Raw genomic sequence first — 24990 nt, forward strand, 5'->3', positions numbered from 1 at the left:
GGACGTTGCCAGGCACGGAAAAAGACAATCTTTATTGATTGTCTTTTTTTGTGTATCTGCTTCTTTTTCAGAAGGAAGCTTAAGAGGATATCTGAGTGAAGAGCATGCTTTTCTTTGAAGAGTTTAGAATCCCGGACCTATTAGGAAGCACATGAGAAATTCTCAATATCCCTCCTTAGTGGTTAAAAAGGAGATGGCAGGGTCTAGATTCAGGGTATATAAATGATGACATACTAAAAAACTAATTTTATTCGCTCGAGGTACCCATTTGCACTTATGATTTACACTTGGCGGCTGGGGTGTTTGTTGCAAAAACAGGTAGATACTTCCTCTTACATAGAATGATTTTTTGTTATTTTGTACAAATAAATAATGAATTCAAAAATATATCTGTGATAAAGTGAGGGAAGTGTAAGAAGAAGGAGGGCTAAACGTGTTAGATAATAGTGTTATGATGGTAGCGATCATCTTAATCATTAATATCATTTATGTTACTTTTTTTACAATAAGGATGATTTTGACCTTAAAGGGGCAGAGGTATTTAGCAGCTTCGCTAAGTATGATAGAGGTTGTTATCTATGTACTTGGCCTGGGCCTCGTCCTGAATAACCTAAATGAAATCCAGAATCTGATTGCTTATGCAGTAGGATATGGAATTGGTGTCATTGTTGGGATGAAGATTGAAGAGAAGCTCGCTCTAGGGTATATTACAGTCAATGTAATTACCGCAGAGTACGATAAGGATTTACCTAAGCTTTTAAGGGAGAAAGGCTACGGGGTGACCGACTGGGCTGCACATGGTCTGGAAGGAAACCGAATGGCCATGCAAATCCTTACACCCCGAAAATTTGAATTAAAACTATATGATATGATTAAAAGTTTAGATCCCAAAGCCTTTATTATCTCATATGAACCTAAATCAATTCACGGTGGCTTTTGGGTGAAATCAGTGAAAAGAGGGAAGTTGTTTTCATGAGCAAGAAGAAACTATTATTCGAGCTGCAGGAAAATGAAAGTATTGAGGAATGTCTGAATAGGATGAAATTGCAGGGATATGCTCCCATCAGGCGGACAGAGAAGCCTATATTTCAAGAGGTAAAAAAAGCAGGCGAAACTATTTATGAACCGATTGGCCGCCAAATTGTCTTTGAAGCTAAGTTAATTGAGTAAAACACGAACATTATAGTGTTATTTAAAAATAATGTTCGACATATTTATTGACACCTAAGGTGATGGTTGGTAAGATAAAGCTATCGGATCAAACAACAATTTTTACCCTCGTATATCCATGGGAATATGGCCCATAAGTCTCTACCCAATAACCGTAAATTATTGGACTATGAGGGAAAGTCAATATGTTCGGCAAAAGGGCTGGTCCCTTACTTTATTTTACTATGCTTCGACATGCCCGGGCAAATGGCTTTCTCTTCACTGAGAAGCTATTTGTTACGGGCATTTTATTTGCCTAAAAAAAGGGGGAGCTAGGATGACCACACTTGTTGGTGTCATCATGGGGAGTAAATCAGATTGGGAAACCATGAAATATACATGTGAAATTTTAGACCAGTTAGAGGTCGGTTATGAAAAAAAGGTAGTATCTGCACATCGTACACCTGATTTAATGTTCACTTATGCAGAAGAAGCGAGAAATAGAGGGTTAAAGGTAATCATCGCTGGAGCAGGCGGAGCAGCTCATCTTCCAGGGATGGTCGCAGCCAAAACAACCTTGCCCGTCATTGGTGTTCCTGTTCAAACCCAGGCGTTAAAGGGAATCGATTCCTTGCTGTCTATTGTTCAAATGCCGGGAGGTGTTCCGGTCGCTACCGTGGCGATTGGTAAAGCCGGTGCAGTCAATGCGGGATTATTAGCTGCACAAATTATCGGCACGGAAGACCAGGCGGTTGCCGCCAGATTAGAGGCAAGAAGAGAAGCCACTAAACAAGAGGTACTAGAAAGTAGTGATCAACTTGGATAAGCAGACCATTTTACCAGGAGCAACGATTGGGATTATTGGCGGCGGCCAGCTCGGAAGAATGATGGCTCTGGCAGCGAGGGCACAAGGCTTTCGAATTGCTGTTTTAGAACCTGCGTCAGACTCGCCATGCGGACAAGTCGCAGATATAGAAGTGATCGGGGCCTACGACGATAGAGAAGCCATCAGCCGCTTGGCTGAAGTGAGTGATGTCATTACCTATGAATTTGAAAATATAGATGCCGATACGTTAAGCTGGCTATGTGAACAGGCATTTGTTCCTCAGGGGCCAAAACTGCTCACGATTACACAGGATCGGATTAAGGAGAAAGCAGCCATCCAGCAAGCTGGTGTGGAAGTGGCACCCTACGCGGTCATTGGCACACATCAGGACTTATTTTTAAAAATAGATGAGATTGGTTACCCGGCTGTATTAAAGACTGCTAGAGGCGGTTATGATGGAAAAGGCCAGTTGGTAATTAGAGAAGAACAGGATCTGAAAAAGGCGGAGCCGCTCCTAACACACGGTGCTTGTGTGTTGGAGAAATGGATTCCCTTTGAAAAAGAAATTTCAGTGATTGTGACACGCAGGCTTGATGGGGAAACAGCTATTTTTCCAGTGGCAGAGAACATTCATAAAGAAAATATTTTGTATAAAACAATTGTGCCGGCACGAATTTCACAGGCTACTGAGCTGGATGCAATTCAAAAAGCAAAGAAGATCGCCGATTCGCTGGAGTTAGTTGGGACGCTCGCTGTCGAGATGTTCGTGAACAATGATGGAACGATTGTGATTAATGAATTAGCACCACGGCCGCATAATTCCGGACATTATACAATTGAGGCATGCGAGACGTCACAGTTCGAGCAGCATGTTCGGGCTATCTGCGGATGGCCGTTAGGAAGTACAGAGTTGTTAAAACCAGCCGTTATGGTCAACCTATTAGGAGAACATCTGGAAAACCTATATGATGAGATACCAGAGTTGAATGGCTGGAAAGTTCATTTATACGGTAAAAAGGAACCAAAGTTCAAACGTAAAATGGGCCATGTAACGATTCTACGAGAAAAGGTAGAGATGGCTCTGAAAGAAATTGATGAAAGCAGCATCTGGGAAACTGCTAAAGAAAAGATCGGGGGATAAATGAATGATTGATCGTTATACGAGACCAGAAATGGGAGCTATTTGGACGGAGGAAAACCGTTTTAATGCCTGGCTAGAGGTGGAAATTCTTGCTTGTGAAGCATGGGCAGAATTAGGGGAAATTCCAAAAGAAGATGTAAAAAAATTACGCGCGAATGCCTCTTTCAATATCGACAGAATTAAAGAAATTGAAGAGGAAACAAGACACGATGTCGTGGCCTTTACCCGTGCAGTTTCGGAAACATTGGGTGAAGAACGGAAGTGGGTCCATTATGGATTAACATCAACAGACGTGGTTGATACAGCACTATCCTATCTCTTAAAGCAGGCTAATGCAATCCTATTAAAAGATATCGAAAACTTCATTGAGATTTTAAAAAATAAAGCAATGGAGCATAAGTTTACAGTCATGATGGGCCGGACACATGGGGTTCACGCTGAACCAACTACTTTTGGATTAAAGATGGCTCTATGGTATGAAGAAATGAAACGCAACCTTGAGCGCTTTAAACAGGCAGCTGCAGGAGTGGAGTTTGGTAAGATTTCCGGTGCGGTCGGAACCTATGCAAACATTAATCCATTTGTAGAGCAATATGTTTGTGAGAAATTAGGAACAAGCCCAGCGCCAATCTCGACACAAACCTTACAGCGTGATCGTCATGCGCACTATATGTCTACGCTTGCTCTGATTGCGACTTCAATTGAAAAGTTCGCGGTTGAAGTTCGCGGCCTGCAAAAGAGTGAGACTCGTGAAGTAGAGGAGTTCTTTGCAAAGGGTCAAAAGGGTTCTTCGGCCATGCCGCATAAACGTAATCCAATTGGTTCCGAGAACATGACAGGATTGGCACGTGTGATTCGCGGCTATATGATGACGGCTTATGAAAATGTGCCGCTATGGCACGAGCGCGATATTTCACATTCATCTGCAGAACGAATTATTTTACCGGATGCGACGATTGCCTTGAACTATATGCTAAACCGCTTTGGTAACATTGTGAAAAATTTAACGGTGTTCCCAGAGAATATGAAACGCAATATGGATCGTACTTTAGGATTGATATACTCTCAGCGTGTCCTATTAGCTTTGATTGATAAGGGGTTATCACGTGAAGAGGCTTATGATACGGTACAGCCTAAAGCGATGGAAGCATGGGAGAAACAAGTTCCATTCCGCAGCTTAATTGAAGCAGAAAATAAGATTACCGCATTGCTTTCACCAGAAGAGATTGCGGATTGCTTTGACTATAATTATCATCTCCAACATGTAGATACGATTTTTGATCGTTTAGGGTTGAATGGATAAATAAAAGAATGATGAAGGGCGAAGTTTGCCCTTCTCATGTCAGAAAAGTTCCCAATATTATGAATAGAGGTGCAATTAGGATGAGCGAAATGCTATACGAGGGAAAAGCGAAACGGATTTTCACTACGGACGATGAACAAGTTGTCCGGGTTCAATATAAAGATTCAGCCACTGCTTTTAACGGCCAAAAGAAGGCGACTATTACTGGAAAAGGCCGTTTGAATAACGAGATTACTAGTTTATTATTTTTAAAACTTAAAGAACAAGGCATTGACTCACACTTTATCAAGAGAGTTTCCGAAACGGAACAGCTGGTGAAGAGAGTAACGATCATTCCTCTTGAAGTTGTTGTACGCAATGTCGCAGCAGGAACACTTTCCAATCGTCTGGGAATCGAAGAAGGCAAAGAACTTTCCACGCCAATCGTTGAGTTTTATCTTAAAGACGATGCTCTAGGTGATCCGCTTGTGACGATTGATCACATTCTTGAACTAAAGGCAGCAACTGTAAAGGAAGTTGAAATCCTAAAGAATAAAGCCCTTCAAATTAATGCAATTTTATCAAGCTTTTTCAATGAGCTCGGAATTCGCTTAATCGACTTTAAGCTAGAGTTTGGCAAAGACCATAAAGGGCAGATTTTACTTGCCGATGAGATTTCTCCAGATACTTGCAGACTGTGGGATAAAGAAACCAATGAAAAGCTCGATAAGGATGTATTCCGCCGGGATTTAGGAAGTTTAACAGAAGCCTATGAAACTATTTTAGCGAAATTGGGAGGACATCAACATGTATAAAGTTAAGGTGTATGTAACATTAAGGGAAAGTGTTTTAGATCCACAAGGGAAAGCCGTAACTCATTCCTTACATTCATTAAACTATCAACAAGTTACAGATGTCCGCATCGGAAAATATATGGAGTTAACAATTGAAAAATCAGATCGTGATATCAATGAAGTTGTGAATGAAATTTGTACGAACCTATTAGCCAACCCGGTTATTGAGGATTACCGTTACGAGGTAGAGGAGTGTGTGACACAGTGAAGTTTGCGGTGATCGTATTCCCAGGATCGAATTGTGACGTTGATATGTTTCATGCTGTTAAGGATGAACTTGGTGAAGAAGTGGAATATGTTTGGCATGATGCCGATAACCTAGACGAGTTTGACGCCATTTTGCTGCCTGGGGGTTTCTCTTTTGGTGACTACCTGCGCACAGGCGCTATTGCCCGTTTCAGCCCCGTCATGAAAGAGGTTATAAAAGCCGCGGAAGCTGGGAAGCCAGTTCTTGGCGTTTGTAATGGATTTCAAATTCTTCTTGAAGCAGGTCTGCTTCCAGGGGGAATGAGACGAAACGAAAGCCTATCGTTCATTTGTAAACCGGTTGAACTAAAGGTGGAGAACAATCAGACACTTTTTACAAACGCGTATGGTGAAGGGGAAAGCATCATGATCCCTGTCGCACATGGAGAAGGAAATTATTATTGTGATGAAGAAACACTAGAGAAATTGAAAGCAAACAATCAAATTGCATTTACCTATAATCAAAATCCGAACGGAAGCCTTGCCGATATTGCAGGGATTACCAATGAAAGAGGAAATGTCCTCGGAATGATGCCGCACCCAGAAAGAGCGGTTGATGAGCTCCTCGGCGGAGCGGATGGTTTAAAAATGTTTCAATCGATCGTAAAAGCTTGGAGGGAAGCACATGTTGTCAACGCTTGAACCAAATCCTACTCAGATTAAAGCAGAAAAAGTATACCAGCAAATGGGTTTGACCGACGAAGAATTTGCAATGATTGAAAACATTCTTGGGCGTACACCTAACTATACCGAAACAGGTCTTTTCTCGGTTATGTGGTCGGAACATTGCAGTTATAAAAATTCAAAACCGATTCTAAAAAAATTCCCTATTACAGGTGAACGGGTACTCCAAGGACCTGGGGAAGGTGCTGGGATCGTTGATATCGGTGACGAGCAAGCAGTTGTTTTTAAAATCGAAAGCCACAACCATCCATCAGCCATTGAGCCCTATCAAGGAGCAGCAACAGGTGTGGGCGGTATTATCCGTGATGTTTTCTCAATGGGTGCGCGTCCAATTGCCATGTTGAACTCATTGCGTTTTGGTGAACTAGATTCTGCCCGCGTCCGCTACTTGTTCAAAGAGGTAGTAGCTGGGATTGCCGGATATGGCAACTGTATCGGAATTCCGACGGTTGGCGGCGAAATCGGGTTCGACCCTTGCTATGACGGAAATCCGTTAGTGAATGCGATGTGTGTTGGGCTAATTGACCATAAAGATATTAAAAAAGGGCAAGCGCATGGTGAAGGAAATACGGTCATGTATGTTGGGGCAAAAACGGGCCGTGACGGAATCCATGGCGCAACCTTCGCTTCTGAGGAATTAACGGACCAATCCAATGAAGACCGTCCAGCCGTACAGGTGGGCGACCCATTCATGGAAAAGCTTTTATTGGAGGCCTGCTTAGAACTGATTCATTGTGATGCACTGGTTGGTATTCAAGATATGGGTGCTGCCGGACTCATTAGTTCATCTGCAGAAATGGCCAGCAAAGCGGGAATGGGAATTGAAATGAATTTAGACTTGGTACCGCAGCGGGAAACTGGCATGACTGCTTACGAAATGATGTTATCGGAGTCCCAAGAGCGGATGCTTATCGTTGTTAAAAAGGGAAGAGAGCATGAAATCGTTGAGCTTTTTGAAAAATATGGTTTAGAAGCAGTAGGGATCGGAACGGTTACGAGCGATAAACAAATGCGTCTATACCATAAAGGAGAGATCGTGGCAGATGTTCCGGCAGATGCCCTAGCGGAAGAAGCACCGGTTTACCACAAGCCATCTAAAGAGCCAGCGTATTTTGCAGAATTCCAAGCGATGGATAATGAAGTTCCTCAAGTAGACGATTTGAAAGAAACATTAGTAAATCTATTAAGCCAGCCAACAATAGCTAGCAAGGAATGGGTTTATGAGCAGTATGACTATATGGTACGTACGAACACCGTTGTTGCTCCTGGATCGGATGCAGCGGTGGTAAGGATTCGCGGTACACGAAAAGCTTTAGCGATGACAACGGACTGTAACGCTCGTTATGTCTATTTGGATCCGGAAGTAGGCGGGAAAATTGCCGTAGCTGAAGCAGCACGTAATATTGTCTGTTCTGGTGCAGAGCCTTTAGCGATTACGGATAACTTAAACTTCGGGAACCCAGAAAAGCCTGAAGTGTTCTGGCAGATTGAAAAAGCAGCTGATGGCATGAGTGAAGCCTGCCGCGTGTTAGAAACACCGGTTATTGGCGGAAACGTGTCTTTATATAATGAAACGAGCGGAACCGCAATCTATCCAACGCCAGTCGTAGGGATGGTTGGTTTAGTAACGGATCTTGATCATATTACAACACAGCAATTCAAACAAAACGGCGATCTTATTTATCTAGTAGGGGAAACCAAGGACGAATTCGGCGGCAGTGAGCTTCAAAAGCTTCTGAACGGACGTGTATTTGGTAAAGCTCCTGAACTAGACGTAAAGGTAGAAAAAGAAAGACAAAACCAAGTGCTTGCAGCAATTCGTGCAGGTGTAGTGCAATCAGCCCATGACCTATCAGAAGGCGGCTTAGGGGTTGCGTTAGCGGAAAGTCTTTTCACAAATGAAAAGCTTGGAGCAGAAGTAACGATTGCAGGAAACTCTGTCGCTGCTTTATTCAGTGAGACACAATCACGTTTCTTATTAACGGTAAAACCCGAACATAAAACTGAGTTTGAAAGCTTAGTAGATGCAGTACAAATTGGTACTGTAACGGAAACCTCAGAATTAGAAATCAAAAACAATGATGCATCAGTGCTTGCTGCTTCAGTAGCAGAACTAAAAGCTGCCTGGAAAGGAGCCATCCCATGCTGCCTGAAATAAAGGGATTAAACGAAGAGTGCGGTATCTTTGGTGTCTTTGGACACCAAGATGCTGCCCAGTTAACCTATTACGGACTTCATAGCCTGCAGCACCGCGGCCAAGAAGGAACCGGCATTGTTGTTTCTGATGGGAAAAAGCTTACAGGTGTAAAAGGCGAAGGGCTAGTATCGGAAATTTTTACAACGGAAGCCATGAAGGACCTAGAAGGCAGTGCTGCCATTGGTCACGTTCGTTATGCGACAGCAGGTGGCGGAGGCTACGAGAACGTGCAGCCGCTTCTGTTTCATTCGCAAACCGGGAGTCTTGCGCTTGCTCATAATGGCAATCTCGTTAATGCTAATTCCCTGAAGTACCAGCTTGAATCGCAGGGAAGTATCTTTCAAACAAGCTCTGACACAGAGGTTTTGGCTCATCTTGTTAGAAGAAGCGGTTATCCACATTTAAAGGATCAAGTGAAAAACGCTTTATCGATGTTAAAGGGAGCTTATGCGTATTTAATCATGACAGAAACCGAGCTTATGGTCGCTCTCGATCCACATGGTTTACGTCCACTGTCGCTTGGCTGTCTTGGAGATGCTTATGTTGTGGCATCAGAAACGTGTGCGTTTGATGTGGTAGGTGCCGAATATATCCGAGATATTATGCCAGGCGAACTATTAATTATTAATGAAAATGGCTTAACATCTGAACGGTTTGCTATCAGTACTACAAAAGCGATTTGTACGATGGAATATATTTATTTTTCAAGACCGGATAGTAATATTCAAGGAATCAATGTTCATACTGCCCGTAAAAATATGGGGAAACAACTGGCAGTTGAAGCACCATTTGCAGCCGATGTTGTAACAGGGGTGCCTGATTCGAGTATTTCAGCAGCCATCGGTTATGCAGAAGCTACCGGAATTCCGTATGAAATGGGCTTAATTAAGAATAGGTATGTGGGCAGGACGTTTATCCAGCCATCACAATCGCTTCGGGAGCAAGGGGTTAAGATGAAACTTTCAGCAGTTCGCGGCGTTGTGGAAGGAAAGCGTGTCGTCATGGTCGATGATTCGATCGTACGCGGAACGACGAGCAGACGAATTGTGAATTTGTTAAAGGAAGCGGGAGCAACGGAGGTTCATGTCGTAATCAGCTCACCGCCAATAAAAAATCCATGCTTCTATGGAATTGATACCTCGACAAAAGAGGAATTGATTGCCTCAGATAAAAGCGTTGAGCAAATTAGAGAACTGATTGGTGCTGATTCATTAACCTTCATTAGTGTCGAAGGAATGATGAAGGCACTAGGTCAAGAAGGAACAAATGGCTACTGCCTAGGTTGCTTCACCGGGAATTATCCAACAGAGATTTATCCAGATACATTACAATACTATTATCAAAAATAAGGTGGAGGAACAACCATGGCTAAAGCATATAAAGAAGCTGGCGTAAATATTGAAGCGGGCTATGAGGCTGTTTCACGAATGAAAAAGCACGTCCAAAGAACAGCACGGGCCGGTGTTATTGGCGGATTGGGCGGTTTCGGCGGCATGTTTGATTTATCATCACTTCAATTAAAGGAGCCTGTTTTGGTGTCAGGCACCGATGGAGTCGGCACGAAGCTGATGATTGCGTTTTGGATGGATAAACACGATACGATTGGGATTGATGCGGTGGCTATGTGTGTGAACGATATTGTAGTTCAAGGTGCAGAGCCATTGTTCTTTTTAGATTATATTGCGTGTGGGAAAGCGGAGCCTGAAAAAATCGAGGCGATTGTAAAAGGTATTTCCGACGGCTGCGAGCAGGCTGGCTGTGCTTTGATCGGCGGCGAAACAGCTGAAATGCCGGGATTATACAGCCAAAACGAGTATGACCTTGCCGGATTTACGGTTGGGGCTTGTGAAAAATCACAGTTAATTACGGGTGAAACCATTCAAGCTGGGGATGTGCTGATTGGGTTAGCATCAAGCGGTATTCATAGTAATGGTTATTCCCTTGTACGTAAGGTTTTTAATAATTGGTCCTTGCTAGATTTTGTTGATGAGCTCGGCTGTACATTAGGAGAAGAGTTATTAAAACCGACGAAAATTTATGTTAAACCAATTCTTTCGGCATTGAAAAAGTTCCCGTTAAAAGGGATGGCTCACATTACCGGAGGCGGTTTTATCGAAAACATTCCGCGGATGCTGCCTGAGGGCCTTGGGGCAAAAATAGATGAAAAAAGCTGGCCGATTCCACCGGTGTTTCAATTGATTTCCTCTCACGGGCAAATTGCCTATGAGGAGATGTATAATATTTTTAACATGGGAATTGGAATGGTTATCGCAGTGGATCGCGAAATCGCTGCGGATGTGATTCAGCATTTTGAACAAAGCGGTGAAAAAGCCTATCAGATCGGTGTTGTGACGGATCAAGCTGGGATTGAAATAAAGGGTCAAGGTGGACGGCTATGAAAAAAATAGCAGTGTTTGCCTCAGGTAACGGCAGTAATTTCCAAGCCATCATTGACGTCGTAGAGTCAGGAGAGCTGAAGGCGGAAATTTCTCTTTTAGTCTGTGACAAACCAGGTGCATATGCGGTTGATCGCGCCAATGCAGCGGGAATTCCAAGCTTTGTTTTTCAGGCAAAGGATTATTCTAGTAAGGAAGAGTATGAGCAAGCGATTGTAACAGAATTAAAGAAATATGGTGTGGAGTTCATTGTCCTTGCCGGATACATGCGCTTGCTTGGTCCAACCTTGCTAAGTGCCTATCAAGGAAGGATCATCAATATTCATCCATCGCTGCTTCCAGCATTCCCAGGGAAAGATGCGATCGGCCAGGCGCTTGACGCCAAAGCGAAGTGGAGCGGAGTTACCATCCATTATGTCGATGAAGGGATGGATACAGGTCCCATTATTATTCAAGAACGTGTAAAATTGGAAGAGAATGAAACAAGAGACAGCCTGCAAAAGAAAATACAGCAAATCGAGCACAAACTATATCCAGAAATACTTCAAATGCTATTAACACAAGGAGATGTACTCAATGTCACAAAAGCGCGCGCTAATTAGTGTATCTGATAAAAATGGAATTACCGATTTTGCGAAAGAACTAGTCAGCTTAGGATTTGAATTGATCTCAACCGGCGGTACAAAAAAAGCTCTTCAAGAGCAGGGAATCCCTGTCATGAGTGTTAGTGATGTAACAGGTTTTCCGGAAATTTTAGAAGGCCGTGTCAAAACGTTAAATCCATTTATTCATGGCGGTTTGCTTTCTAAGCATGATAATCCTGATCATTTAAAACAGCTGGACGAGCATGGGATTCAGCCTATTCAACTAGTTTGCGTCAATCTTTACCCTTTCCAGCAAACCATTGCAAAACCAGATGTTACGGTAGCAGATGCGATTGAAAACATTGATATTGGCGGTCCGTCTATGTTGCGCGCTTCAGCTAAAAATCATCAATATTTAACGGTTGTCGTTGATCCCGCAGATTATGCAACCGTGATTGAGGAGTTTAAAGCAGAAGGTACAACGACGCTTGAAACAAGAAGAAAGCTGGCGGCGAAGGTGTTCCGTCATACAGCTGCTTATGATGCTTTGATAGCTGAATACATGACCAACCTTGCACAAGAAGAAACACCAGAAACCTTAACGGTTACATATGACCTTAAGCAGACCCTTCGTTACGGAGAAAATCCGCATCAAAAAGCTGCTTTTTACAGAAAGCCGTTAGGTTCAACCTTCTCGATCGCCAATGCCGTTCAGCTTCATGGGAAAGAACTATCTTACAATAATATCAATGATGCTGATGCAGCTTTGCAAATTGTAAAAGAATTTACAGAGCCTGCAGCTGTTGCAGTTAAGCATATGAATCCATGTGGAGTGGGAACGGGTAAAACTGGCTTTGAAGCCTTTACAAAAGCATTTGCAGCAGATCCAGTTTCCATTTTTGGCGGGATAATTGCCTTTAACCGTGAAGTGGACGCTGAAACAGCAGGAAAGCTTCATGAAATTTTCTTAGAGATTATCATTGCACCATCGTTCTCAGAGGAAGCATTAACGATTTTAACAGGTAAAAAGAATCTTCGTCTGTTAACGATTCCGTTTAATGATGTGAAAAAACCTGAGTTAAAAATGACAACCATTGAAGGCGGCTTGCTTGTTCAAGAACAAGACCGTTATTCATTAGAGGATGCAACGATCACTGTTCCAACGAAGAGACAACCAACGGAGGAAGAGTGGGAAGCTCTAAAACTTGGCTGGAAAGTGGTTAAGCATGTGAAATCCAATGCCATCGTTGTTACTAGTAAAGACATGACGCTTGGGGTTGGCGCAGGCCAAATGAACCGCGTTGGTTCAGCTGAGATTGCACTTAAGCAAGCGGGGGATATAGCAGAAGGCGCTGCACTAGCATCTGATGCCTTCTTCCCAATGGATGATACCGTTGAAGCCGCAGCAAAAGCAGGAATTACTGCGATTATTCAGCCTGGTGGATCGATTAAGGATGCTGATTCGATTAAAAAAGCGGATGAATACGGAATCGCCATGGTGTTTACGGGCGTTAGACACTTTAAACATTAAGCTTAGTTGATTGTAACTATGTTGATTGTAGCAAAAGGCGTGAGACTCCTGCGGGAGTACGGAGCAGGGGAGACCCCGGAGGCGCTATGGCGCCGAGGAGGCTCCCCCGGACCGCCCGCGGAAAGCGAACGCCTGGAGCAAAATCAACATCCAAGTTTAACAAAGTCAAACATTAAAATGAGGTGTAATGGATGAAGGTACTAATCATCGGCCGCGGCGGCCGCGAGCATGCGATCTGCCGAAAGGTCAGCGAAAGCACATTGGTTGAAACAGTATTTGTCGCACCTGGTAACGCTGGAATGGTAGATGTGGCAGAATTGATCTCGATTGACGAATCCCAGCATGATGAGCTTATCGCCTTTGCAAAAGAGCAAGAGGTAGGCTTAACGATTATCGGACCAGAAGTTCCTTTACTTGAAGGATTGTCAGATAAATTTGAAGCAGCTGGTTTGGCTGTGTTCGGACCACGTAAGGCAGCGGCCGAGATTGAGGGCAGCAAGTCGTTTGCAAAAGATTTAATGAAAAAGTATGAGATTCCGACTGGCGATTATGCTGTTTTTACTTCGATTGATGAGGCGCGTCAATATATCCATGAAAAAGGCGCTCCGATTGTAATTAAAGCAGATGGGTTGGCAGCAGGAAAAGGTGTTACAGTTGCCATGACTTTAGAAGAAGCTCTTGCGAGTGTGGAAGAAATGCTCGTTGGGGCGAAATTTGGAGCGGCTTCTTCAAGTGTAGTGATTGAAGAGTTTTTAGACGGTGAGGAATTTTCATTAATGGCCTTTGTGAACGGGGAGGTAGTCATCCCGCTTGAAATTGCTCAGGATCACAAACGTGCATATGATGGCGACCAAGGTCCAAATACTGGTGGAATGGGTGCTTACTCTCCGGTTCCGCAAATTGGTGAGGACACGGTCGCAACTGCCGTTGAGACTGTTTTGCTCCCGGCAGCTAAAGCGATGGTTCAAGAAGGACGCAGTTTCTGCGGGATTTTATATGCTGGGTTGATCAAAACAGCAGCAGGCCCAAAGGTAATTGAGTTTAATGCTCGTTTCGGCGACCCGGAAACACAGGTTATTTTACCAAGGCTGCAATCCGATTTGGTTCAGGTTATCTTGGCTCTTTTGAATGGAGAGCGGCCAGAACTTGAATGGGATCCGCAGGCAATGGTCGGTGTTGTCGTTGCCGCAAAAGGGTATCCTGGTGTTTATGAAAAGGGCGCGGTACTGAAGGGATTATCGGATTTTTCAGAGAATGTTTATACCTTCCATGCGGGTACAGTTCAAAATGACGCAGGTGAGTTTTTGACAGCAGGCGGCCGGGTGCTTCTTGTGGGAGGCAAGGCTGAGACTCTTGCTGGTGCGCAGGCGAAGGTGTATCAGGAGTTATCGAAGTTAGATTGTGATGGCGCATTTTATCGCAGAGATATTGGCGCAAAGGCGATTGTACCGGTGGTTCGTTAAAATTTGATAGATTAGGAAATGACCGCATGAGAGGTTCATGCGGTTATTTTTGTCTTTGCCCCAAACGATGAATAGGAGGTTCTTAAGGTAAATGACGAGACAATTCATTTACCCAAAAGAAGAAACTAAAGCCTTCGGGGGAAATGAAAAGTTGTTTCATTGCTCGAAAGAGGAAAAAGCGGGCGGCATTGGTAAATGAAGAGCCGTTTCATTGCCCATCGAAAGAAAAATCAAGCATCAACGGTCAATGACCTACCGTCTCATTGCCCCCAAAAGGAAAAGAAGAGCCCTCGAGGTCAATGAACCGACCAAAAGAGCTCCATCCCAGAAGATCAAGTTGGATTATGAGGTACGATCGAATCTCTATCTCCAGCGAGACCTTCCATCTCATCCACCGAATCAGTCGCATGCTGGTGCTCCTTAACCATATCTGACCACCGTTTACACACATCCGTTACCGGACAATAGCGGACAATCCCCTCAGCCACCTTCATTGCACCACAGAAAGCGGCAACCAAATAAGAATCCCTCCACGGACGCTTGACCATCTTAGAAGTACTCCAAGCAACAATCGTTAATCCAACCGTAATCCGAATCAATGCATTCAAAATCCCGATATTTGGTGTAAGTCTCAACCTGTTCACTCCTTCACAATATTTTTACAAAATTTATCAATACTTTACTGCTTTAAAAAGTAAAATATGATAAGATAAGAATCTAAGGAAAAAATGTAAGGGCTTTCTTTATTGTTAAATCAACTTATTATTATATAGATAGTAAATTAAGGGAGGGACATGGTATGCTGGAACAACGCTACCGCTGGAAAAACAAACACTTACGCATGCATGTATCCGTTTTGGAAGGGAAAACATCCCCAACATTATTATTGAAAAATGCTTTGTACTTAAATCAAACTTTTCGCAAATGGATGAGAGCCAACATCTGGATTTATGAAGATCGAATCGTCTATGTTGGCGAAAACATGCCTTCCTATATGAAAGACTGTGAAATCATCGATTGCACGAATGAAATACTTGTGCCTGGGTATATCGAGCCGCATGCACATCCGTTTCAATTATATAATCCCCTGTCATTAGCCGCCTATGCATCTCAATTTGGCACAACGACATTAATTAATGATAATATGGCGCTTGTTTCACATTTGAAAAAAAGGGAAGCGTTTTCACTTTTAAGGGATCTTCGCGCCATCCCATCAACCATGTACTGGTGGAGCCGATTGGATTCACAGACTGAGTTATTGAATGAAGAAGAAGTTTTTTCACATAGTAATGTAAAAGCATGGCTTGAGCATGATGCGGTTCTCCAAGGCGGCGAATTAACAGGCTGGCCTAAATTGCTCGACGGCGACGATATGATGCTTCATTGGATTCAAGAAGCCAAGCGGATGCGCAAGCAAATTGAAGGGCACTTTCCTGGTGCTTCGGAAAATACATTAGCAAAAATGATGCTGTTAGGTGCTGATTCCGACCATGAAGCCATGACAGGTGAAGAAGTATACAGCCGGCTCATGCAGGGCTATATGGTTTCCCTACGCTATTCATCAATTCGGCCTGATCTGCCGCAGCTCTTAGATGATATGAAACGGTTAGGAATTGAGACTTATGACCAGCTGATGTTCAATACAGATGGTTCCTCGTCTACTTTTTACGAACAAGGAATCACCGACCAAATGATTCGAATTGCCATCGAAAAAGGAGTCCCTGTTATAGATGCCTATAATATGGCAACGGTCAATATTGCAAAATACTACAACATTGGCCATCTGCATGGTTCAATTGCAACCGGACGTATCGCTAATATTAACTTTTTATCACGTATCGAAGACCCAACACCAGTTTCTATCTTAGCTAAGGGGAAATGGGTGAAGCGAGACGGTGTAAAGGCAGAAGATATGTATGGAGAATTAGATTGGGATGAATATGGATTTAAACGAATGGAACTGGATTGGCAGTTGTCACTTGATGATTTGCAATTTTCTATGCCATTTGGAATAAAGATGGAAAACTCTGTGATAACAAAGCCTTATTCCATCTCGATCGATGCTTCGGCAGATCAACTGCCAAAAGAGTCTGATGAATGTTATTTCATGTTGGTTGATCGTTATGGGCAATGGAGAATAAACACTCTGCTAAAGGGATTCGCAACCAACCTCTCCGCGCTGGCAAGCTCCTATTCGACTACTGGAGATATTATTTTAATAGGAAAAAATAGGAATGATATGGTTAATGCGTTTGATAGAATGAAAGAATTAGGCGGGGGAATTGTCATGATGGAGGACGCTCAAGTTGTTTGTGAAGTACCGCTAGACTTAAGTGGAGTCATGTCCAGCCTTCCGATTGAAGAATTAATAGAACAAGAGAAAACATTATTAACAGAATTGAGAGAACGAGGCTACAAATTTTCAGATCCAATCTACAGCCTTGCCTTTTTTTCAGCTACACATTTACCATACATCCGTATCACGCAGCAAGGAATGTATGATGTTATGAATAAATCTGTACTCTTTCCTTCAATAATGCGTTAAACTGTAAATGACTAAAGAGTTAAAGCGTGAAAGTATTTTGTGAAAAGGTTAAAATAGGGGTGTTCATTTAATGAAAAAATGGGCTGTTGCCATGGCAGCGTTCCTTTTACTGCTTTCAGGGTGTACCAGTAAAGAACCAGTAAAAAAAACGGTTAAGGAAGAAAAGCCAAATACGAAACATGAGAATAAACCAGAAGACATGGTAAAAGCCTACCCTTATTTTTATCCATTAACCGGAATTGGTACAGATACAAAACCAGATCAGCGTGCCGTAGCCGTTATGGTCAATAACCATCCTAAAGCAAGACCACAATCAGGGCTGAATAAGGCTGACATTGTCTATGAGATTTTAGCTGAGGGGGATGTTACCCGCTTCCTGGCTGTCTTTCAGAGTGAGAGACCAGCAAAAATTGGTCCTGTAAGGAGTGCTAGGGATTATTATATTAACCTAGCCAAAGGTTTAAATGCACTCTACATTGCACATGGCTACAGTCCAGAGGCCAAACAATTGCTCGAAAGCAATTATGTGGATAATTTAAATGGGATGGTTTATGATGGTACATTATTTAAACGATCAAGCTCACGAAAACCACCTCATAATTCCTATATTACTTATGCCAACATCTTAAAAGGTGCGGAGCAAAAAGGATATACTATGAAAAAGAGTCCGTCAGCCTTCCGCTTTTACACAGTGGAAGAAAGCAAAGATCTAACGGGTCAAGAGGCTAAGTCGGTAAACATTACTTATTCAAAGAGCGGCACATTTAATTCAAAATACCAGTTTGATGAAACGCTCGGTAAATATAAGCGTTTTTCGGCTGGAGAGCAAACAGTAGACTTAGATACCGGAGAACCAATCCTGCTGGATAATGTTTTTATCATCGAAGCCGTACACAAAGTCATTGATTCATATGGACTTAGGGATATTGATTTACAATCAGGCGGAAAAGCTTATTTGCTTCAAATGGGTAAAGTAAATGAAGTGGAATGGGCGAATAAGAATGGCAGAATTGTTCCCATGAAAAATGGTGATGAGATCCCATTTGTTCAAGGGAAAACCTGGGTTAATGTGGTTCCAACCAATCCGGGGCTGCATACAAGTGTTTCATTAAGTGCTCAATAAATAACTTCAAATTAAAGGAGTAAAGTAGAATGCAGATAAACAAATTGCGGGGAAAAGAACTAGATCAATTATTTAATGCGGTTCTTTCCTTACAGGATCTTGAAGAATGCTATCGTTTTTTTGATGATTTATGTACCATTAATGAAATTCAATCGTTAGCACAGCGTCTAGATGTAGCAAGAATGCTTCGTGAAGGAAACACGTATCATAAAATTGAAACCGAAACGGGAGCAAGTACAGCGACGATTTCAAGGGTAAAACGCTGTTTGAACTTTGGAAATGATACGTATGAAATGGTACTGGAACGAATTAAAGAAGAAAGTAAAGTGGAAGAAGAATAACCCAAACCGGAGATCATTATCTTCGGTTTTTCTTTTTGAGAGGAAGATATTAATTCCTTTGTTCTACTTTTAGATGCGTCCAGCTCCAGCGCCTAGGGGCTCTTAGGTCTAAGCCAAGCCGTCAAGAAGGCTAAAGAGCAGCCTTCTCGCCGGCTCGTCTGTAGCCTTGAGCCCCTGTTCAAGGCGCCTCCGCTTTTGATTGGATATGATTTCTATCTATAGTTTTATGGTTTTCTTTTTTTATTACAAACGGCTAATGCTATAATGGTGTAATGGAAAGATGAATGGGAGGATTCCTTCGATGTATGATATTCGCGAGTGGAGGCATGTATTTAAACTCGATCCTAATAAAAAAATAACAGACAACCAATTAGAACTAATTTGCGAATCAGGGACAGATGCTGTGATTGTGGGCGGAACAGACGGAGTGACACTCGAAAATGTCCTCGATTTAATGGCAAGAATCCGCCGCTATACCGTTCCCTGTATCCTGGAAGTGTCTAGTATAGAGAGCGTAACGCCGGGATTTGATCTTTATTTTATCCCTACGATTTTAAATAGCCAGGATCCAAAATGGATTACAGGACTGCATCATCAGGCCGTTAAGGAATTTGGCGAAGTCATGGACTGGAATGAATTCTTTATGGAAGGCTACTGTATCCTTAACGAGGATTGTAAGGCGGCAAAACTGACGAAAGCAGATGCCCATTTAACCATCGAGGATGTTAAGGCCTACGCCATGATGGCTGAAAAAATGTTTCAACTCCCGATTTTTTATTTAGAATATAGTGGTAAATATGGTGACCCGAATCTAGTAAGAGAAGCGAAAAAGGCGCTAGAAAAAACAACGCTTTTCTATGGCGGAGGCATCAATAATTTTGAGCAGGCAGCTGAAATGGCTAAGCATGCAGATGTTATTGTGGTAGGAAACGTGATTTATGAAGATTTTGAAAAGGCCTTAGAAACAGTAAAGACAGTTCGATAGAATTTGCGTCACAATCTTAAAAACGCTAAAATAAAATAAGAACAAATGTTTGTAATGGTGGTGGAATATGTGCAATTTTTAACAGATAAGCTTCTAAACGGACTTAATCCCGAACAGCAAAATGCTGTTAAGGCAACGGATGGCCCACTTCTTTTAATGGCAGGTGCCGGAAGTGGTAAAACAAGAGTACTAACACATCGAATTGCGTATTTAATAGTGGAAAAACGTGTCAATCCTTATAATATTCTAGCAATCACGTTCACCAATAAAGCGGCACGAGAAATGAAGGAACGTATTGCTAACATGATGGGCGGAGCAGCAGAAGAAATATGGATATCTACTTTCCACTCGATGTGCGTAAGAATTTTACGGCGCGATATCGATCGAATGGGCTTTAGCCGAAACTTTACCATTCTAGATACAACTGACCAACAATCAGTGATTAAAGGAATCCTCAAAAATAAAAATCTTGATCCGAAAAAAAATGATCCGCGTGCAATCTTAGGATCCATCAGTTCGGCTAAAAACGAACTTATTGGGCCGGAAGAATATGAGAAAGCTGCCGGGGGGTATTTTGAACAAACGGTAAGTGAAGTTTATAAAGATTATCAAAAGCAGCTTAGAAAAAATAATGCCCTTGATTTCGATGACTTAATTATGATGACAATTCAATTATTCCAGCGGGTTCCGGAAGTCCTTGAATATTATCAGCGTAAGTTTCAATATATTCACGTCGATGAGTATCAGGATACAAACCGAGCGCAGTATATGCTGGTAAAAATGCTTGCCAGCCGGTTCCGTAATCTTTGTGTTGTCGGGGATTCCGATCAGTCCATCTATAGATGGCGCGGCGCCGATATTGCCAATATCCTTTCTTTCGAAAAAGACTACCCGAATGCAACAGTGATTCTTCTCGAGCAGAACTACCGTTCAACTAAACGGATTCTTCTAGCGGCCAATAAGGTAATTGAAAATAACCTAAACCGGAAAAAGAAAAATTTGTGGACGGAAAATCCGGAAGGAAACAAGCTTGTCTATTACCGGGCGGATAGTGAGCAGAGTGAAGCCCAATTCGTTGCCGGGAAAATTAAAGAACTAACGCGTGATAAAAATTATCAACTTTCCAACATTGCGGTTCTTTATCGGACTAACGCACAGTCCCGTGTAATGGAGGAAGTACTTTTAAAATCAAATATTGATTATTCGATTGTCGGCGGAATCAAGTTCTATGACAGAAAAGAAATCAAAGACATGCTTGCCTATTTACGTTTAATCTCTAATCCCGACGATGACATCAGCTTGCGGCGTGTGATTAATGTTCCGAAACGCGGAATTGGTTCGAGCTCAGTAGATAAAATTGCCGACTTTGCAGCCATGCATGATATTTCTTTATATCAGGCGTTAGAGTCAGTTGAATTGCTTGGGCTGAGCCCCAAAATTACCAAAGCTGCGGCGCAGTTCCGCGATTTAATTTCTAACTATACGAATATGCAGGAATTCCTATCCGTTACAGAATTAGTCGAAGAAGTTCTCGATAAATCAGGGTATAGGGAAATGCTGAAAGCAGAAAAATCAATTGAAGCTCAAAGCCGACTCGAAAACCTTGAGGAATTATTATCGGTAACGAAAAATTTTGAGGACGCAAGTGAGGATAAAACGCTAGTCGCCTTCTTAACCGATTTGGCGCTCGTTGCGGATATTGATTCACTTGATGAGGACGGAGAAAAGGTTGATTCCATTACCCTCATGACGCTGCACTCCGCAAAAGGACTAGAATTCCCAGTTGTCTTCTTAATTGGAATGGAAGAAGGGGTATTCCCGCATAGCCGTTCCTTAATGGAAGAAGCCGAAATGGAGGAAGAACGCCGTCTTGCTTACGTAGGCATTACAAGGGCAGAGCAGACCTTATTTTTAACCAATGCCCAAATGAGAACTTTGTATGGTAGAACAAGTATGAACCCTGCCTCTAGATTTATCTCGGAAATACCAGAAGATTTAATCGAAGGGGTGGTGCCAGAACAACGGACGGGCAGTTCGTCTAGTTCTAGCGGAAGATCATTTGGCTCATCAAGAACATCATTTGGATCATCCGGAACATCATTTGGTTCTTCAAAAGGTACATTTACGACCCCGACGACAACCAGAAAGCCTGTTATGCGGCCTCTATCGGCTGCCTCCGGTGGAGATGAAACCGGCTGGAAGGTTGGCGATAAGGCGGAGCATGGTAAATGGGGGATTGGAACGGTTGTCAGTGTAAAAGGACAGGGTGAGGGAACAGAGCTGGATATTGCTTTTCCTAGCCCAGTGGGAATTAAACGCCTATTAGCAAAATTCGCGCCGATTAAAAAGGCATAATAGCTGTTTTAAACAGTATAGATTACCTTTATGAAAGGGCTGGATATATGGATCTTCAAACCGCTTCGAAAAAAATCGAGGAAATAAGAAGCCTCTTAACTCTATATGGTTATGAATATTATGTGTTAGACAAGCCATCGGTACCAGATGCTGAATATGACATGCTCATGCAGGAGCTGTTAGAGCTGGAGGGAACATTTCCAGAGTTAAAAACACCGGATTCTCCGTCTGTCCGTGTCGGTGGTTCGGTTCTTGACCTATTTGAAAAAGTGGAGCATCGTACACCGATGTTAAGCTTGGGTAATGCTTTCAATGAAGAAGATTTAAGGGACTTTGACCGACGGGTCCGACAAGCTGTGGGTGACAATGTTTCCTATATTGGTGAATTGAAAATTGATGGATTGGCCGTTTCCTTACGTTATGAAGATGGATTATTTGTTCAAGGTGCAACACGAGGCGACGGGACCATTGGGGAAGATATTACGGCTAACCTGAAAACAATAAATGCAATCCCGCTTCGCCTCCGGGAAAATGTTTCAATTGAGGTGCGCGGTGAAGCTTATATGCCTAAGCGCTCGTTTGAAGCATTAAACCAGCAGCGGGGAGAACGCGGTGAGGAGCTATTTGCCAACCCAAGAAATGCGGCAGCTGGTTCATTACGGCAGCTCGATCCAAAAATCGCAGCATCACGGAAGCTGGATGTGTTTTTATATGGGATTGGCAACACAGATGAAACAGGGGTTGTGACTCATAGTGAGGGACTGGATTATCTAGACCATCTTGGCTTTAAAACCAATAAAGAGCGAAGAAAATGTGCAACAATTGAGGACGTTATTGAGTATGTTAACAGCTGGATTGATAAACGGCCCCATCTTCCATATGAGATTGATGGCATTGTCATCAAAGTAGATTCACTTGCGCAGCAGGCGGTACTTGGGACAACGGCAAAGAGCCCGCGCTGGGCAATTGCGTACAAGTTTCCAGCTGAAGAAGTGGTGACGACCCTTTTAGCGATTGAGTTAAGTGTGGGGAGAACGGGTGTGATCACACCGACTGCCATTCTCGAGCCAGTAAAAGTTGCGGGGACAACTGTACAACGGGCTTCTTTACACAATGAGGACTTAATTCGGGAAAAAGATATTAAAATCGGTGATAAAGTGGTTGTTAAAAAGGCAGGTGATATCATTCCGGAAGTGGTGAATGTATTGGCTGACCAACGTTCAGGTGAAGAAGTGGATTTTCAAATGCCAACACATTGTCCGGAGTGTGAAAGTGAACTTGTTCGTTTAGAAGGGGAAGTAGCCCTTAGATGTATTAATCCGAAATGTCCGGCACAAATTCGAGAAGGATTGATTCATTTTGTTTCCCGTGATGCCATGAACATTGAGGGCCTTGGGGAAAAGGTAATCAGTCAGCTTTTTGCTGTGAAATTAATCGGTGATGTTGCGGATATTTATAAACTAACGCATGAGCAGCTGTTAGCCTTGGAAAGAATGGGTGAAAAGTCTGTCACTAACCTGTTAAAAGCGATTGAAGCTTCAAAAGGCAATTCCCTTGAAAAACTGTTATTTGGATTAGGGATCCGCCATGTTGGAGCAAAGGCCGCCAAAACATTGGCACAACAATTTATCACAATGGAAAAATTAGCTCAGGCCTCCAAAGAGGAACTAATTAGTATTAATGAAATCGGCGATAAGATGGCTGATTCGATTGTCTCGTTTTTTGAGCAGGAAGAAGCAATCGAGCTGATAAATGAGTTAGCATTGGCAGGCGTTAACATGGAATATAAAGGGGCAAGGCCCATTTCTGCTGAAGAATCAGGCAGTGTATTTGCCGGTAAAACGGTGGTCCTTACAGGGAAAATGGAGCAATTATCCCGAAATGAAGCGAAAGAAAAAATTGAGGCCCTAGGCGGCAATGTGGCCGGAAGTGTTAGTAAAAAAACACATCTCGTCATTGCAGGTGAAGATGCGGGTTCTAAGCTATCGAAAGCCCAAGAGCTGGGTATCGAAGTGTGGGACGAGGAGAGGCTTTTAGTAGAATTAAATAAATAAGAGGTGGACCGACGTGAGAAAAATCTCATTGCTCGCACTCTCCCTTGTCTTTTTGCTGAGTGCTTGTGCACCTAACTTCCAAAAGCAAAATGAAACGGTTCAAACAAAGGAGAAGGCAACAGGGAAAGCGATTATTCCTAAATATAATATCTCGAATAATTATTATCGGACAATCCTGCCGTTCGAACCAGGGGAAGCGCGCGGATTAGTCGTTAACAATATCAATACAAGGTATGATTTAAATGAGTTTGAAATGGGATTAATGAGAATTGCCCAAAACAAGTTCGATACGGATAAGTATTATTTTCAAGAAGGGCAGCAAATCAAAGGATCAACGATTAAACAGTGGTTAAACCGCCAATATACGGATGCTCAGCTTAAGCAAAATAAACTGAAAGCAAACGAAAATATCGGTTTAAATCCAGTGAATACCAGTCCAACTGGCAGTGCTCCTTCAAGTCCTATCTACCTGGCCCATATTTTAGAGCACGATTACTTAACAAAAGACGATAAGGGGAACGTGTCTCTTGGAGGTATTACCATTGGTCTGGCATTAAATTCGATTTATTATTATAAAATAAATCCTGATGGTGATACGTTTGAGAAAAAGATTCCATTTGCTGAAATGGAAAGGGAAGGCCAGAAAATGGCGGCGGAAGTGGTTAAACGTATCAGATCAATGAAAAATTTATCGAATATACCCATCACCATTGCTTTATTTGAGCAGCAAAGTAAGACATCGGTTGTACCTGGTAACTTTTTCACTTATTCAACGGTGGATCAAGGAAGCTCCGATCTAAATAGCTGGGAAAAAGTAGACGAAAAATATTACTTATTCCCTTCAACTGATGCTGAAAATGACCATCGTGATGATACGATTGCCTTCTTGAACTTCAAACAAGATGTGGAACAATATTTCCCTAATTACAATGGCGTAATCGGTAGAGCTTTTTATATCGGTGACCAGCTTCAGGATTTAAATATTACCATTCCAATCCAATTTTATGGAAAAACAGAGGGAATTGGATTTTCCCAATATGTAACGGGTCTTGTGATGGAACATTTCCCTAAATATCTTTCTGTTTCTGTTAGTGTAACGTCTGTGGATGGTCCCGAGGCACTCATTGTCAAAAAAGCGAATGCAACAGAACCATTTGTTTATATTTATCAATAAGACCTGGCTATTGCTAGGTCTTTTCTACTTTCTAAACAGCAAGGTCCATCATAGTCTACA

General features: G+C 42.5%; 22 protein-coding genes and 1 riboswitch. Of the genes, 21 read left to right on the top strand and 1 reads right to left on the bottom strand.

What is annotated here, in order from left to right; genetic code table 11:
• Positions 1-433: 433 nt before the first annotated feature.
• The 14 genes from J7E81_RS19935 (at position 434) to purD (ending at position 14353) form a co-directional block, all read left to right on the top strand.
• Positions 434-976, top strand: coding sequence for a DUF2179 domain-containing protein (locus J7E81_RS19935; protein ID WP_215045201.1), 543 nt, complete (start codon positions 434-436; stop codon positions 974-976).
• Positions 973-1170, top strand: coding sequence for an NETI motif-containing protein (locus tag J7E81_RS19940; protein WP_215045202.1), 198 nt, complete (start codon positions 973-975; stop codon positions 1168-1170). The genes J7E81_RS19935 and J7E81_RS19940 overlap by 4 nt, the downstream gene beginning before the upstream one ends.
• A gap of 88 nt (positions 1171-1258) precedes the next feature.
• A riboswitch (purine riboswitch) is annotated at positions 1259-1360 on the top strand.
• Positions 1361-1486: 126 nt separating this feature from the next.
• The gene (gene purE / locus J7E81_RS19945; protein ID WP_215045203.1) at positions 1487-1975 is read left to right on the top strand and encodes a 5-(carboxyamino)imidazole ribonucleotide mutase; all 489 of its coding nucleotides are present in this window, start codon (positions 1487-1489) and stop codon (positions 1973-1975) included.
• Positions 1968-3116: a 5-(carboxyamino)imidazole ribonucleotide synthase gene (gene purK / locus J7E81_RS19950; protein WP_215045325.1), complete on the top strand. Its 1149-nt coding sequence runs from the start codon at positions 1968-1970 to the stop codon at positions 3114-3116. The genes purE and purK overlap by 8 nt, the downstream gene beginning before the upstream one ends.
• 4 nt (positions 3117-3120) lie before the next feature.
• A complete protein-coding gene (gene purB, locus J7E81_RS19955) occupies positions 3121-4419 on the top strand; it encodes an adenylosuccinate lyase (RefSeq protein ID WP_215045204.1) in 1299 nt (432 codons plus the stop codon).
• Positions 4420-4499: 80 nt separating this feature from the next.
• On the top strand, positions 4500-5213 hold the full coding sequence (gene purC / locus J7E81_RS19960; RefSeq protein WP_251028765.1) for a phosphoribosylaminoimidazolesuccinocarboxamide synthase: 714 nt from the start codon (positions 4500-4502) through the stop codon (positions 5211-5213).
• Positions 5206-5460, top strand: a complete 255-nt coding sequence (purS, locus tag J7E81_RS19965) for a phosphoribosylformylglycinamidine synthase subunit PurS (protein ID WP_215045205.1) — start codon at positions 5206-5208, stop codon at positions 5458-5460. The genes purC and purS overlap by 8 nt, the downstream gene beginning before the upstream one ends.
• On the top strand, positions 5457-6140 hold the full coding sequence (purQ, locus tag J7E81_RS19970) for a phosphoribosylformylglycinamidine synthase subunit PurQ (RefSeq protein ID WP_215045206.1): 684 nt from the start codon (positions 5457-5459) through the stop codon (positions 6138-6140). Before purS ends, purQ begins: the two co-directional genes overlap by 4 nt.
• A complete protein-coding gene (purL, locus tag J7E81_RS19975; RefSeq protein ID WP_215045207.1) occupies positions 6124-8340 on the top strand; it encodes a phosphoribosylformylglycinamidine synthase subunit PurL in 2217 nt (738 codons plus the stop codon). The genes purQ and purL overlap by 17 nt, the downstream gene beginning before the upstream one ends.
• Positions 8325-9728: an amidophosphoribosyltransferase gene (gene purF, locus J7E81_RS19980; RefSeq protein WP_215045208.1), complete on the top strand. Its 1404-nt coding sequence runs from the start codon at positions 8325-8327 to the stop codon at positions 9726-9728. The genes purL and purF overlap by 16 nt, the downstream gene beginning before the upstream one ends.
• 15 nt (positions 9729-9743) lie before the next feature.
• Complete coding sequence (gene purM, locus J7E81_RS19985) at positions 9744-10778, top strand: phosphoribosylformylglycinamidine cyclo-ligase (protein ID WP_215045209.1); 1035 nt, start codon at positions 9744-9746, stop codon at positions 10776-10778.
• The gene (purN, locus tag J7E81_RS19990; RefSeq protein ID WP_215045210.1) at positions 10775-11377 is read left to right on the top strand and encodes a phosphoribosylglycinamide formyltransferase; all 603 of its coding nucleotides are present in this window, start codon (positions 10775-10777) and stop codon (positions 11375-11377) included. Before purM ends, purN begins: the two co-directional genes overlap by 4 nt.
• Positions 11352-12890 carry a bifunctional phosphoribosylaminoimidazolecarboxamide formyltransferase/IMP cyclohydrolase gene (gene purH / locus J7E81_RS19995; protein WP_215045211.1) on the top strand — a complete coding sequence of 513 codons (1539 nt, stop codon included), beginning with the start codon at positions 11352-11354 and terminating at the stop codon, positions 12888-12890. Before purN ends, purH begins: the two co-directional genes overlap by 26 nt.
• 191 nt (positions 12891-13081) lie before the next feature.
• Positions 13082-14353 (top strand): phosphoribosylamine--glycine ligase, encoded by a 1272-nt coding sequence (gene purD / locus J7E81_RS20000; protein WP_215045212.1) that lies wholly within the window; start codon positions 13082-13084, stop codon positions 14351-14353.
• Between the two features lie 332 nt (positions 14354-14685).
• On the opposite strand, the gene J7E81_RS20005 is transcribed toward purD, so the two are convergent.
• Positions 14686-14988, bottom strand: coding sequence for a YgaP family membrane protein (locus J7E81_RS20005; RefSeq protein ID WP_215045213.1), 303 nt, complete (start codon positions 14986-14988; stop codon positions 14686-14688).
• A 164-nt stretch (positions 14989-15152) separates the two neighbouring features.
• On the opposite strand from J7E81_RS20005, the gene J7E81_RS20010 reads away from it, so the two are divergent.
• The 7 genes from J7E81_RS20010 (at position 15153) to J7E81_RS20040 (ending at position 24930) form a co-directional block, all read left to right on the top strand.
• Entirely contained in the window at positions 15153-16898 is a 1746-nt protein-coding gene (locus tag J7E81_RS20010; RefSeq protein WP_215045214.1) for an adenine deaminase C-terminal domain-containing protein, read from the top strand.
• 70 nt (positions 16899-16968) lie between these two features.
• The gene (locus J7E81_RS20015) at positions 16969-18021 is read left to right on the top strand and encodes a DUF3048 domain-containing protein (RefSeq protein WP_215045215.1); all 1053 of its coding nucleotides are present in this window, start codon (positions 16969-16971) and stop codon (positions 18019-18021) included.
• A 29-nt stretch (positions 18022-18050) separates the two neighbouring features.
• The gene (locus tag J7E81_RS20020; protein ID WP_215045216.1) at positions 18051-18362 is read left to right on the top strand and encodes a YerC/YecD family TrpR-related protein; all 312 of its coding nucleotides are present in this window, start codon (positions 18051-18053) and stop codon (positions 18360-18362) included.
• 301 nt (positions 18363-18663) lie between these two features.
• Positions 18664-19347 (top strand): heptaprenylglyceryl phosphate synthase, encoded by a 684-nt coding sequence (pcrB, locus tag J7E81_RS20025; RefSeq protein ID WP_215045217.1) that lies wholly within the window; start codon positions 18664-18666, stop codon positions 19345-19347.
• A gap of 54 nt (positions 19348-19401) precedes the next feature.
• Positions 19402-21702, top strand: a complete 2301-nt coding sequence (gene pcrA, locus J7E81_RS20030) for a DNA helicase PcrA (protein ID WP_251028774.1) — start codon at positions 19402-19404, stop codon at positions 21700-21702.
• Positions 21703-21749: 47 nt separating this feature from the next.
• Entirely contained in the window at positions 21750-23756 is a 2007-nt protein-coding gene (ligA, locus tag J7E81_RS20035; protein ID WP_215045219.1) for an NAD-dependent DNA ligase LigA, read from the top strand.
• A 13-nt stretch (positions 23757-23769) separates the two neighbouring features.
• On the top strand, positions 23770-24930 hold the full coding sequence (locus J7E81_RS20040) for a CamS family sex pheromone protein (RefSeq protein WP_215045220.1): 1161 nt from the start codon (positions 23770-23772) through the stop codon (positions 24928-24930).
• The last annotated feature ends 60 nt before the right edge of the window (positions 24931-24990 follow it).

Source organism: Bacillus sp. ISL-18 (assembly GCF_018613415.1).
Lineage (GTDB): Bacteria > Bacillota > Bacilli > Bacillales > Cytobacillaceae > Neobacillus.